Source organism: Microvirga sp. Mcv34 (assembly GCF_024519725.1).
GTDB lineage: Bacteria > Pseudomonadota > Alphaproteobacteria > Rhizobiales > Beijerinckiaceae > Microvirga.
The window spans coordinates 25017-36836 of sequence record NZ_JALJRK010000038.1; the positions used below are offsets into that span (position 1 = coordinate 25017).

At 64.7% G+C, this 11820-nt stretch carries 14 protein-coding genes, 1 tRNA gene and 1 pseudogene; 9 read left to right on the plus strand and 7 right to left on the minus strand.

The window, feature by feature from the left end; translation table 11 throughout:
* Positions 1 to 3: 3 nt before the first annotated feature.
* The 4 genes from OC446_RS18835 (at position 4) to OC446_RS18850 (ending at position 4501) form a co-directional block, all read left to right on the plus strand.
* Positions 4 to 1365 carry a murein hydrolase activator EnvC family protein gene (locus OC446_RS18835; RefSeq protein WP_262030558.1) on the plus strand — a complete coding sequence of 454 codons (1362 nt, stop codon included), beginning with the start codon at positions 4 to 6 and terminating at the stop codon, positions 1363 to 1365.
* Positions 1365 to 2681: a S41 family peptidase gene (locus OC446_RS18840; protein ID WP_262030559.1), complete on the plus strand. Its 1317-nt coding sequence runs from the start codon at positions 1365 to 1367 to the stop codon at positions 2679 to 2681. Before OC446_RS18835 ends, OC446_RS18840 begins: the two co-directional genes overlap by 1 nt.
* 355 nt (positions 2682 to 3036) lie before the next feature.
* Positions 3037 to 3585: an RNA pyrophosphohydrolase gene (locus OC446_RS18845; RefSeq protein WP_262030560.1), complete on the plus strand. Its 549-nt coding sequence runs from the start codon at positions 3037 to 3039 to the stop codon at positions 3583 to 3585.
* A gap of 223 nt (positions 3586 to 3808) precedes the next feature.
* Positions 3809 to 4501 (plus strand): DUF1236 domain-containing protein, encoded by a 693-nt coding sequence (locus tag OC446_RS18850; protein WP_262030561.1) that lies wholly within the window; start codon positions 3809 to 3811, stop codon positions 4499 to 4501.
* Positions 4502 to 4635: 134 nt separating this feature from the next.
* Here OC446_RS18850 and OC446_RS18855 read toward each other — a convergent pair whose 3' ends face one another.
* Complete coding sequence (locus tag OC446_RS18855) at positions 4636 to 4830, minus strand: hypothetical protein (protein WP_262030562.1); 195 nt, start codon at positions 4828 to 4830, stop codon at positions 4636 to 4638.
* 300 nt (positions 4831 to 5130) lie between these two features.
* Between OC446_RS18855 and OC446_RS18860 the strand changes: the two genes are divergently transcribed.
* Entirely contained in the window at positions 5131 to 5337 is a 207-nt protein-coding gene (locus OC446_RS18860) for a hypothetical protein (protein ID WP_262030563.1), read from the plus strand.
* A gap of 90 nt (positions 5338 to 5427) precedes the next feature.
* Here OC446_RS18860 and OC446_RS18865 read toward each other — a convergent pair.
* Positions 5428 to 5512 (minus strand) — tRNA-Leu (locus OC446_RS18865).
* 154 nt (positions 5513 to 5666) lie between these two features.
* Here OC446_RS18865 and OC446_RS18870 point away from each other — a divergent pair.
* From OC446_RS18870 to OC446_RS18880, 3 genes are read left to right on the plus strand one after another with little or no spacing between them, the layout of a single operon-like run.
* Entirely contained in the window at positions 5667 to 6248 is a 582-nt protein-coding gene (locus tag OC446_RS18870; protein ID WP_262030564.1) for a YqaA family protein, read from the plus strand.
* 12 nt (positions 6249 to 6260) lie between these two features.
* Positions 6261 to 6761, plus strand: a complete 501-nt coding sequence (locus tag OC446_RS18875; protein ID WP_262030565.1) for a disulfide bond formation protein B — start codon at positions 6261 to 6263, stop codon at positions 6759 to 6761.
* A 28-nt stretch (positions 6762 to 6789) separates the two neighbouring features.
* A complete protein-coding gene (locus OC446_RS18880; protein ID WP_262030566.1) occupies positions 6790 to 7872 on the plus strand; it encodes a D-TA family PLP-dependent enzyme in 1083 nt (360 codons plus the stop codon).
* Between the two features lie 30 nt (positions 7873 to 7902).
* Here OC446_RS18880 and OC446_RS18885 read toward each other — a convergent pair whose 3' ends face one another.
* Positions 7903 to 8472: an HNH endonuclease gene (locus tag OC446_RS18885; RefSeq protein WP_162003246.1), complete on the minus strand. Its 570-nt coding sequence runs from the start codon at positions 8470 to 8472 to the stop codon at positions 7903 to 7905.
* Positions 8473 to 8656: 184 nt separating this feature from the next.
* On the opposite strand from OC446_RS18885, the gene OC446_RS18890 reads away from it, so the two are divergent.
* On the plus strand, positions 8657 to 9154 hold the full coding sequence (locus OC446_RS18890; protein ID WP_410055095.1) for a DedA family protein: 498 nt from the start codon (positions 8657 to 8659) through the stop codon (positions 9152 to 9154).
* Positions 9155 to 9163: 9 nt separating this feature from the next.
* Here the strand turns inward: OC446_RS18890 and OC446_RS18895 are convergent, their stop codons facing one another.
* From OC446_RS18895 to OC446_RS18910, 4 genes and pseudogenes are all read right to left on the minus strand, one after another.
* Positions 9164 to 9763, minus strand: a complete 600-nt coding sequence (locus tag OC446_RS18895) for a M15 family metallopeptidase (RefSeq protein ID WP_262030568.1) — start codon at positions 9761 to 9763, stop codon at positions 9164 to 9166.
* Between the two features lie 128 nt (positions 9764 to 9891).
* Positions 9892 to 10206 (minus strand): hypothetical protein, encoded by a 315-nt coding sequence (locus OC446_RS18900; RefSeq protein ID WP_262030569.1) that lies wholly within the window; start codon positions 10204 to 10206, stop codon positions 9892 to 9894.
* Between the two features lie 412 nt (positions 10207 to 10618).
* Positions 10619 to 11518 carry a DMT family transporter gene (locus OC446_RS18905; protein ID WP_262030570.1) on the minus strand — a complete coding sequence of 300 codons (900 nt, stop codon included), beginning with the start codon at positions 11516 to 11518 and terminating at the stop codon, positions 10619 to 10621.
* 6 nt (positions 11519 to 11524) lie between these two features.
* Positions 11525 to 11820, minus strand: a pseudogene (locus tag OC446_RS18910) (PIG-L family deacetylase); the annotation flags it as partial.

Below are 11820 nucleotides of genomic sequence, written 5' to 3' on the forward strand. Positions count from 1 at the left end.
CGGATGACCCGCATCAAGACCTTATTCTCTTCCACAACCCTCGCCAAAGCCCTGGGCTTTGGCGCATGGATGGTTGCTGCAAGCCTGAGCCCCGCCGGGGCCCAGCAGCCTCCTGCTGCGCCTGCCGCACAGGCCGCGCCCGGCTCCACCGAGGAAAAGGCGAGGCGCGAGCAGGACCTGAAGGTCCTGGAAGAGGCCATCACGGCCAATGCGGAGGCCCGCAAGCGCCTCGATGCCGAAATCAACGCCATCAAGGCTGACCGGGCCAAGCTCAACGGAGCCCTGATCGAGACGGCCGAGCGGGTGCGCGGCACCGAGGACCGGATCCGCGAGCTGGAGCAGAGGCTCCAGACCCTCGGCTCCAGCGAAGCGGCCATTCGTCGCTCCCTCCAGAGCCGGCGCGGGGTCATTATCGAAGTCTTCGCGGCTCTCCAGCGCATGGGCCGCCGCCCTCCCCCGGCCGTCCTGGTCCGGCCCGAGGACATGCTGGAGGCCGTGCGCGCCTCGATCATGCTCGGCGCGGTCCTGCCGGAACTGCGCCAGGAGGCCGAGGTCCTGGCCGGCGATCTCGCCGAGCTCGTGCGCCTCAAGGAGGCCATCACCAAGGACCGGACGACCCTCAACGGGGAACTGGCAGCCCTTACCCGGGAGCAGGAGCGCCTCGCCGCCCTCATGGAGGCCCGGCAGAGCCGCATCGCGGAAGTCGAGCGCAATGCCGGCGCGGAGCGGCAGAAGGCCGAAGAGCTCGCCCAGCGGGCCGGGACCCTCAAGGAACTCATCGACCGCATGGAGGCGGAAATCGCCGGGGCCCAGCGCGCCGCCGAGGAGGCCCGCAAGGCCGCCGAGGCGCAGGAGCGGGAGACTCGGGAGAAATTCGCCCAGCTGGCCTTCCGGGATCCGGCCCGGCTCGCGCCGAAAATTCCGTTCTCCGAGGCCCGGGGCCTGCTCCCCCGCCCCGTCAGCGGCGACACCACCCTCGATTTCGGAGCTCCCGACGGCTACGGCGGAACGACGCGTGGCATTTCGATCACGACACGGCCCAAGGCCAATGTGGTATCACCCGCGGATGGATGGGTGTCCTTCGCCGGGCCGTTCCGATCCTATGGTCGACTCTTGATCATCAATGCCGGTGGGGGATACTATATTCTTCTGGCCGGTATGGACCATATCAACGTCGATGTTGGGCAGTTCGTGCTCGCAGGCGAACCCGTTGCGACCATGGGAGAAGCTCCTCTCATGAGTTTGATCGGCGCCGCCATAGAAAAGAACAATCCCGTCCTCTATGTTGAGTTCAGGAAAGACGGCGGTTCAATTGACCCAGGTCCCTGGTGGACAAAATCGCAAAGCGAAAAGGTTCGCGGATAATGCGCAAACTATCCCTTTTGATTCTCGGTGCGGCGATCGGCGCAGGCGGCGCGACCATGGTGTCGCAGACGAGCCTCCTGTCCGGCATGAGCGCTGTCGCCGCCTCGGCTGACACGTACCGCCAGCTGAGCCTTTTCGGTGACGTGTTCGAGAAGGTCCGTACCGACTACGTCGAGAAGCCGGAAGAATCGAAGCTCGTCGAGGCTGCCATCAACGGCATGCTGACCTCCCTCGACCCGCATTCGAGCTACATGGATGCCAAGAGCTTCCGCGACATGCAGGTGCAGACCCGCGGCGAGTTCGGCGGCCTCGGCATCGAGGTCACCATGGAAGACGGCCTCGTGAAGGTCGTGACCCCGATCGACGAGACGCCCGCCTCCCGGGCCGGCATCCTGGCCAACGACATCATCACCCACATCAACGACGAGCCCGTCCAGGGTCTCAACCTGAACCAGGCCGTCGACAAGATGCGGGGCCCGGTCAATTCGTCGGTCACTCTCAAGATCCAGCGCAAGGAAGCCAAGGATCCGGTGGTGGTGAAGCTGACCCGCGAGACCATCAAGGTCCGTCCGGTGCGCGCCCGCGTCGAGGGCGACATCGGCGTTCTGCGCGTGACCCAGTTCAACGAGCAGACCTACGAGGGCCTCCGCGCCGGCATCGACAAGCTCACGAGCGACATCGGCGCCGACAAGGTGGCGGGCTTCGTCATCGACCTGCGCAACAACCCGGGCGGCCTGCTCGACCAGGCCATCATGGTCTCCGACGCCTTCCTGGAGCGCGGCGAGATCGTCTCGACCCGCAGCCGCAACGCCGAGGACACCCAGCGCTTCAGCGCCAAGGCGGGCGACCTGACCAAGGGCAAGCCCCTGGTCGTTCTCGTGAACGGCGGTTCGGCCTCGGCTTCCGAAATCGTGGCCGGCGCCCTGCAGGACCACAAGCGCGCGACGGTTCTCGGAACCCGCTCCTTCGGCAAGGGCTCGGTGCAGACCATCATCCCGCTCGGCGGCAACGGGGCCGTGCGCCTGACCACGGCGCGCTACTACACCCCGTCCGGCCGCTCGATCCAGGCCAAGGGCATCGATCCGGACATCGAGGTGCTGCAGGACGTGCCCGACGAGCTGAAGGGCAAAGACGAGACCAAGGGCGAGGCCGGCCTGCGCGGCCACCTGCAGAACGGCGGCGAGAAGGAAGAGCGCGGCGGGTCCTCCGCCTACGTTCCGCCAGATCCGGCCAAGGACAAGCAGCTGACCGCTGCCTACGACCTGCTGCACGGCGTTCGCAAGGGCGCGGCCAACACGACCACGACGCCGAACTGATCGACACTCGTTCTTTCGTTCGAGAAACAAGGATGCAAAAGGGCCTGACGGTGCGATCCGTCAGGCCCTTTTCACGTTCATGTGCCGGCAAAAAGGCGGAAACGCTTGTGAAAGGCCCGGCGAACCGGCACTCTCCCGGCGCATCCCGCGGATGCCGAAGGGCGCGCCGGGAAAAGTGGATCCGCTTTTCCGCGTCCGACGTTGAGCCGCATAAGGGTTGAGCCATGAACCCTTCCGAAAGTGGATTCCCCTTTCGGGTTCGAGGCTCTAGCTTGCATTGGAACGATGCATCGGCGCCGGCCCTCTTCAGGGGCTGGCCGCCGGATGTTTCCGCCATCGAAGGAGTAAATGTCGTATGAGGAGCGCAAGAGGATCACAGGCCAGAAAGGATCTGCCCTACCGCTCCTGTGTCGGCGTGATGCTGATCAACAAGGATGGCCTGGTTTTCATCGGCCGCCGCCGTTCGGAATCCGATGCGGCCTCGGACGGCTATTCCTGGCAGATGCCCCAGGGCGGCATCGACCCCGGCGAGGAACCCTACCAGGCCGCCCTGCGCGAGCTTTACGAGGAGACCAGCGTCAGCTCGGTGAGCCTCCTGGCGGAAGCGCCCGATTGGTATGCCTACGATCTCCCGTCCATGGTGGCGGGTCGGGCCTGGCGCGGACGTTATCGCGGGCAGAACCAGAAGTGGTTTGCCTTTCGCTTCGAAGGCGACGAGAGCGAGATCAACATCCATCAGCCAGGCGGTGGCGGCCACAGGCCCGAATTCGACGAATGGCGCTGGGAATCCATGCACCGCCTCCCCGAACTGATCATTCCCTTCAAGCGGCCGGTCTACGAGAAGGTCGTGGAAGCGTTCGCGCCGTTCTCGTCGCAGAACCTTCAGGCCTCCGACCAGACCTGATCCGCCTGAACCAGACTCGGATTTTCATAGCTCAAGCTTCGGCGATCCGTGTCTATCTCCAGCCGCCAGAACGATGAACTTCGCCGTGCATTCCATTCATGAAGATGAATGGCAGAAGTATGCATTGTGACCTTTTGAAAAAGAGCGGAACACGGCCGAAAACACCTCGTTGTTACGCCATGCTGAGGGCTCGTCCGAGCCTTCTGATCATAGGAGATCTTCGATGCGTACAACGATGATGGCGACGGTTGCGGCGGCGGCTCTTTCCTTGAGCGTGGCAGCCATGGCCCAGACCAGCGGCGGTACGAGCGGCGGCGCGTCCGGTGGCGCGGCGGGCGGCACCTCAGGCGGCGCCTCGGGTGGTTCGACGATCATGACGCCCAGCGGCTCGTCGGGCGGCAGCGCAGGCGGTTCCGCATCCGGAACCTCGAGCGGCACGACCTCGGGCTCCGCATCAAGCGGCACGAGCGCTCCTTCCGAGAAATCCGGCAGCTCGGCCGACAGCACGTCCGGCGGTGCGCGCAGCACAACCTCCGGCAACGCTTCGGGCGGAACGAGCGGCACCAAGAGCACGACCGGCAATGCCGCCGGCCAGACGGGCGGCGCCGCCCATAACACGACCGGCAGCACGTCCTCGTCCCAGTCCACGCATGTCAACGTGACGTCCGAGCAGCGCACGCAGCTCTCGCAATCGTTCAGCAGCGTACATGTTCAGCCGCTCACGAACGTGAACTTCAGCGTGAGCGTCGGCTCGACCATTCCGACTTCCGTGACGACCCTTTACGACTGCCCGGACAATGTCGAGCGCATCCTGACCGGCCTTCCCGAGTGTAAATACGTGGTCGTGAAGGATCAGGTCGTGATCGTCGAGCCGCGCACCCGGCGGATCGTGACGGTCATCGAGCACCGGGGCTGATCGGATTGCAGTGACCTGAAACCATCCGGATAGAACCAAGCCCGCGGTCGCAAGGCTGCGGGCTTCGGCTTGTTGGAGCTTTCGGGTGTGAAGCCGGTTGTCGCGATGCTGCGAGCGGCTGATGGGCACGCCTATCAGGCGGCGTAGGGAACGACAAAGATCTGTGCGCCGCGAATCTTGGGCTTGCGATGCTCCGCCAACAGCTCCAGCGCCGCGCGAGCGTAAAGACGAAACTCTTCCTTGATGATGTCGGGCTCGCAATCCCAGGTTCGGGCATCATCCTCGGCATCATAGAGAGCACGCGCAACGAATTCGATTTCGGCTTCCATCACAAGCCCCTCCTCGCGGCTTTGAAGACAATCAACGATGTCTGCCGAAAATCCCCCCATGACGCCGTTTCGCGCCGCCCCGATATTAGAAATCCGCATCCCTCTTCGGCCTCGGCCATTTGCTAGAAAGGAAATGTGCTCCGCAAGCCGGAAGAGGGGGTAACCCGAAAGCATGGGCGGCGGCGATCCGGAACGCGCGCAAGCTCTGTTTGTTGGCTTTAGGGCGCCTTCGCGAGAGGCGTCGAGAACCATGGCCGACCGCGATCGGCCCGTCCTTCATGAAGCTCGGAGGGTTCTCCCATGGCGAGAAAACCTGAGGATGTCAGACCCCGGGACCGAACATCTCCCGACGAACCCGCTGTCGACGAAGTGCATGTCGACGTGGCAGGTGAACCCGGACAGGATGCCCCGCAGCATGGGAAAGTGCATCCGAAAGTCCATCAGAACCCGGACGAGGAAACAGCCCCGGACACCACCGATCAACCCGTCGTGGAGGACGAGCCATAGCCGTGACGGCTCGTGCTCGGACACAAAGCGCTTATGATCTGCGGTCAGGAACCCGGCTGATCGGGGTTCAAGGCGTCTGAAAAACCGGAATGGTGCCCCTGGCCGGGATCGAACCAGCACTCCTTGCGGAACTCGATTTTGAGTCGAGCGCGTCTACCAATTCCGCCACAGGGGCAAGGACCCGCGACGTACCATGGGCGGCGAAGGTTGGTCAATGCGCGAGATGTGAAGGGAAGTCGCAAGGCTTAACCCTCGCAATTCCGGGCGCCTTGTGCTCAAAGAGGCGCGGGGCCCAAGGCCCAATCCGGATCTGAACCTGTCGGAATCCCATGCTGAGACGACTTTACGACTGGACCCTGTCCCTCGCGGCACGACCTTCGGCCCCTTATGCGCTCGCCCTGGTGTCCTTCTCGGAAAGCTCGTTCTTTCCGGTCCCGCCGGACGTGATGCTCGTGCCCATGATGCTGGCGCGGCCCGACAAGGCCTGGTCCTACGCCCTGATCTGCACGGTCGCGTCCGTCGTGGGGGGCATCCTGGGATACTTCATCGGGTTGGGGCTCTACGACTCGATCGGGGCCTGGCTGTTCCAGCTCTACGGCCTCACCGAAGGCGCCGAGACGTTCCGGCACGCCTATGCGGAATACGGCCATTGGGTGATCCTGCTGAAAGGCCTGACGCCCATTCCCTACAAGCTCGTGACCATCACGTCGGGCTTTGCGGGCTATCACCTGGGCTGGTTCATCCTGCTGTCGATCCTGACCCGCGGCGCCCGCTTCTTCATCGTCGCCCTCCTGATGAGCAAGTTCGGGCCCAAGATCAAATCGATCATCGACAACCATTTCAACCTGGTGGCGGCCCTGGCCATCGTGGCCTTCGTCGGCGGCTTCGTCGCCTTCCGCTACCTTTTCTAGAGGGAGGATCCGATGCGGATCAACCTCACCATGCGGCACGTCGCGCTGGCCGTGGCCCTGGGAGCGGCGGCCACCGTCGGCGGAGCGCTCGTCTTCGAGCATGTCTTCGGCTACGTCCCATGCAAGCTCTGCCTGATGCAGCGCAATCCCTATTACATCGCCATTCCGCTAGGCCTCGTGGCCGCGCTCCTGCCGCCCCGCTATGCCCGTGCCGGGCTCTGGCTCCTGGCCCTGGTCTTCGTCGTCAGCGTGGGGCTCGGGGCCTATCATGCCGGCGTCGAATGGGGCTTCTTCATCGGCCCCAGCGATTGCGGCGGCGGATCGGGCGCCGCCGCGGGTAACATGGGCGACTTCATGAGCCAGCTGCAGAACACCCGGGTCGTCAGCTGCACCCAGGCGGCCTGGCGCTTCCTCGGGCTGTCGCTGGCGGGATGGAACGTGCTGATTTCCTTAGGATTGGCCGCCTTCGCGGCCAGCACCGCCGCCCGCAAGGGCTTCCGCATCGGCGGCTGAGCCCTGCCTGCAACGTCGGAGACATGTCATGAGCATCCAGGCCCTGAAGGAAGAAGTCGCGCGGCAGTTCGGGACGCCCGCCGTGGTGATCGACCTCGACGTGGTGGAGCGCAACATCGCTCGGGTCCAGGCCCTGTGCGATGCGGCGGGCGTGGCCAACCGCCCGCATATCAAGACGCACAAGAGCCCGGTCATCGCCACCATGCAGCGCGATGCCGGCGCCCGCGGAATCACCTGCCAGAAGCTCGGCGAGGCCGAGATCATGGCCGAGAGCGGCCATGACGACATCCTGATCTCCTACAACATCCTGGGCGAGGAGAAGCTGAACCGGCTCGGCCGGCTGCTGTCCCGGGCAAAGGTCACCGTGGCGGCCGACAATCCGGTCGTCGTGGCGGGCCTGCCGCAGGCGGCTGCCCTCGCCGGGCGCGATCTCGACGTGGTCGTGGAATGCGACACGGGCCGCAAGCGGGCCGGAGTCGAGACGGTTGCGGAGGCGGTGGCGCTCGCTAAAGACATCGCCTCCCGCCCCGGGCTCTCGTTTGCCGGTTTCATGCTATATCCGCCGGAGAACGCCATGGCCGAGACGCAGGCCTTCCTCGATGCGGCCACGGCCGGCGTGCGGGAGCTCGGCCTCAAGCCGCGCATGGTCTCCTCGGGCGGCACGCCCAACCTGGTCAACCTGGGCAGGATCAAGGGCGTCACCGAGCACCGGGCCGGTACCTCCGTGTTCAACGATCGGATGATGCTGGCCGCCGGCGTCGCCCAGCTGGAGGATTGCGCCCTCACGGTCTATGCGACCGTGGTGAGCCGCGCCGGTCCCGAGCGCGGCATCGTCGATTCCGGCTCGAAGACCCTCACGAGCGACACGGGCGGGCTGGAGGGGCACGGCTTCATCCTGGAGCATCCGCAGGCCAAGATCGCCCGCTTCGCCGAGGAGCACGGCTTCCTCGATCTCTCCGCCTGCAACGACCGCCCCGGCATCGGCGATGTGGTGCGCATCGTGCCGAACCATGTCTGCGTGGTGGTCAACATGGTGGACAGGCTGGTCACCGTGCGTGGCGACAGAATCGTCGGCGAACTGCCCGTCGCGGCTCGCGGGCGCCTGACCTGACGGTTCAGGCCCGAACGGGCATCATGGAGGTTACGGCTCCAGCTCGCTGTCCCAGTAGAGATAATCCATCCAGCTGTCGTGGAGATAGTTAGGCGGGAAGAGGCGGCCGTTGGAGTGGAGATCGTGGACCGTGGGGGCGAAGGGGCTCTGCCGGGGCCACATTTCCACCTCGCGGGGCAGCTTGTCCCCTTTCCTGAGGTTGCAGGGCGCGCAGGCGGCGACGACGTTTTCCCAAGTGGTCTGCCCGCCCTTGGACCGGGGGATCACGTGATCGAAGGTAAGGTCCTCGCGGTCACCGCAATATTGGCAGCTGAAACGGTCGCGCAGGAAGACGTTGAAGCGGGTGAAGGCCGGGTGTCGTGACGGTTTGACGTAGGTTTTGAGCGAAATGACCGAGGGCAGGCGGATCTCGAAGGTCGGACTTCGCACGACCTTGTCGTATTCCGACACGATGTTAACCCTGTCCAGGAACACTGCCTTGATCGCATCCTGCCAACACCAGATGGACAAGGGGTAGTAACTCAAAGGCCGGTAATCGGCATTGAGAACGAGGGCCGGGCAGGCCTCCGGTCGCACAACAGGCTGGACGTGTATCGTCACCTCACCTCCTCTTCAACTTAAGAGAAGCGTCGTATCCCGTTGGATTAGACTATAGGCAATATGACACCGTTGTGAAGATCCGGGGCCCAGACGTTTGTGACGCACCCACAGGAAGTGCGGCACGGGCGTGTCGGGGCTTTCCCAAGGAATTCAGGGCCTCTCGATGAATCTTCTCCACCAAGGGCTGGCCTGGATCGAGCCCGCCATCGTCACCTATGGGGTTCTGGCCCTGCTCGTTATCCTCTACTTCGAATCGTTCGGGGCTCCCCTGCCCGGCGAGAGCGCCCTGATCGCCGCGTCCCTCCTCGCCGTCCGCGGCGATCTCGCGATCGGCCACGTCTTCCTGGCCGCGTGGATCGGGGCCGTGCTCGGCGACAGCACCGGCTACCTGATCGGCCGGATCGGGGGACGGCGCCTCCTGAACAGGTACGGGTCCGTGGTGAAGCTCACGCCGGACCGCCTGTCCCGGCTCGAAAAGACGGTGGAGACCAAGGGCTTCTTCATGGTCCTCACGGCGCGCTTCATCGTCGTGCTCCGGCAGCTCAACGGGCTCATCGCCGGATCGGCCGGAATGCCCTGGACCCATTTCGTCGTGGCGAATGCCCTCGGTGGATTGCTATGGGCCGGCCTGTGGAGCTTCGGCCCCTATTTCTTCACGGATGCGTTCAAGCGGCTGATCTGAGGAGCTCCGTCACGGCAAGGCGAGCTCGAAATGCGACCGGTCGGCGTTCTTGAAGCTCTGGAAATGGCCTCCCCAGCGCAGCGGCACGCCCAGCTCCATGGCGGCTCGCTTCATCGCATCGGCGATCCGGTTCTGGGCCGCCCGGTCGAAGATCACCCTCCCGTCGCGGTCGAGCGGCCATAGATCGACGGCGTTGCCCGAGCGATGCATGCTGTCCTGCGTCCGGGACCAGCCCCAGGCCACGGCCATCCGTTGGAGCCTCCCGTCCCGTTTGCCCGAGCCGATGACGAAGCGCTGGTCCGGCCTTTCGTCCTGCGCCTTCCGGACCACGCTCGCGAGGGCGGGATTGAGAGCGCTGAGATTCGCCTCATGGGATCCGACGGGATCCGGGTTCCACGCGCGAAACATGACGAGCTGATCCCGTCCGAGGTCGTCCCTGGCCGGAATCTTCGCGTAGACGCCGCCCGGTCCGTAAACGGAAGAGGTGCTGACAGGAGACAATCCTTGCGGGTCTCCGCCGGGCTCGGCCTGTGCCCGGGCTTCCGGGCTTGAACAGAGCAATGCAAGAGTGAAGAGAACGAGGTAAACGGAAGGCGCTTTCTGAATCATGACGCCGGAACCATCGCAACGCGATGGCTCCAAATCAAGGCGTCGACATCGGACGCACCGGGCTCTCTAAGAGCGCATCGTGCCGGCGCGCAAGTCGCGTCCGCACGATGCCGTTCGCCGGTCGGCGCTCAGTCCGTGAAGCGGACATTCTTGTCCTTGCACACGTCGAACTCGGACAGGTCGGCGGTCGATTCATCCTCGAATGTCGCCGCGACGGCCACGGTGCATCCGGACATCTTCGGCAGCTTCAACGTGGTCTTGGCCTTCGGCGCGAGCGGCTTCGCGAGCCTGACGGTCTTGCCGCCGGCCTCGACGGTGAAGTCGGTCACGGCGACCTCGCGGGCATTGGTGATGAGGACGGCCGAGGCCGGCTTTGCCGGCGCGGCCATGGCGCTCGTGGCCGTCAGCAGGAGTGCCGTGGCGGCGATGATACGGACAATCATGACTATTCCCCTCTGTCGCGTTTGAGATTCGGTAGATGCACGGAGACGGTCCGAGCCGTCGCTCCGAAACCGTCGCGATGCTGGTTGATGGACGCTAGAGCATCGGACGTGAAATGTGCCCCATTCCGGGATTGATCCGCAGCTCCCTCTCTTGGCTGGCGCACCGTCCGACGCGGCCCCGGAGAGCCGCACGATGCCCATGTCGATCTTCGCCGACATGTCCAATGGTTGCACGGAGCATTCATCAAAGAAAGAGCGCCAGTTGCCTGTGGCGCTCGAGGAAGGCCGCCTTTCACGGCCAGTTCCAGAGGAAACAACGACCGTGCCGTTTCGGCACATGAAGAGGCTGCGCCCGAGACGTTAACAGACCGTTACCGCTCTGCGCGAAATCGGACCGGTGATGGGTTTTCGCTCAGGCCCTGTTCCTGGCCTTCAGCCAGCGCTCCGCAGGGGTCGCCAGCACCGTGGTCAGAACCACGATGGCGGCGCCGATGCAGAGGGACAGGGACGGGATCTCGCCGAAATAGAGCCAGCCCGCGAATCCCGAGAACAGGATCGACAGGTAACCGATGGGTGCGAGCAGGCGCGCCTCCTGTTTCTGGTAGGCCTGCAGCCAGCAATATTGGCCGAGCTGCGCCAGCACGCCGACGAGGATGATGCTGGGCGCCTCGCTCCAGGGGATCGGCACCCAGGCGAGAGCGGCCGGGATGGAGGTCAGGAGCGTCAGGCCGACCGTGTAGAAGAGCATCAGGACGACCGTGTTCTCGCCGGCAAGGCGCCGCGTCTGTACGACCGCGAGGGTTCCGAAGAACACGGATCCGAAAGCCGCGACCAATCCCATGTTCCACGGGATCGCATCCGGCTGCACCATGATGATGACGCCGATGAAGCCCAGGGCCGTGAATGCATAGCGGATGCCGCTCACGCGCTCTCCCAGCATCATCGCGGCCATCACCAGCAGCAGAAGCGGCCGGGTGAAGCCGATGGCGGTGACGAGCGCCAGGGGCAGCGCCGCGAAGGCGGCGAAGTTGAGGGTCAGGGCCGCCGAGTTGAAGGCCACGCGCGTGAGATGGCCGCGAATGTTCGACAGGTCCGCCAGCTTCCGGCGGTGGCGCCAGACCAGCGGCGCCACCGAGATGAATCCGACCAGCGACCGCAGGAAGACCAGCTGGATCGCCGGGTAGGTCTCGCCCTCGGCCTTGACCAGGGCCTGCATGGTGGTGACCAGGGCCATGTCGAGCAGCAGCCATCCTGCGCTGACCCAGAGGGGAACAGGAGGCGCGCCCGATTGGCTGTCCGGCCCGGCTGGCATGTCCGGTCAGGCGGGCTGGACGAGGTTCGCCAGGAGGCGGAAGGCCCCGGGAACGAGCTTGTCCAGCTGATGATGCAGCACGAGCGCCACATGGGTGTGTCGCCCCTGGCCGATACGGGCCGAAACCAGCGAACCCTTGAGCGGGCTTTCGCCCGGATCGTTGAGGGACAGAAGCTCTTCGTAGGCCGGATCGCAATCGGCCGCGAAGTAGAGCCCCCGTTCCTTGTCCCAGCCCTGCCAATCGCGCAGCTCGATCCTGTTTGGCGCATTGAGCAGCGGATGGTCCGGCTTCAGGATATTCA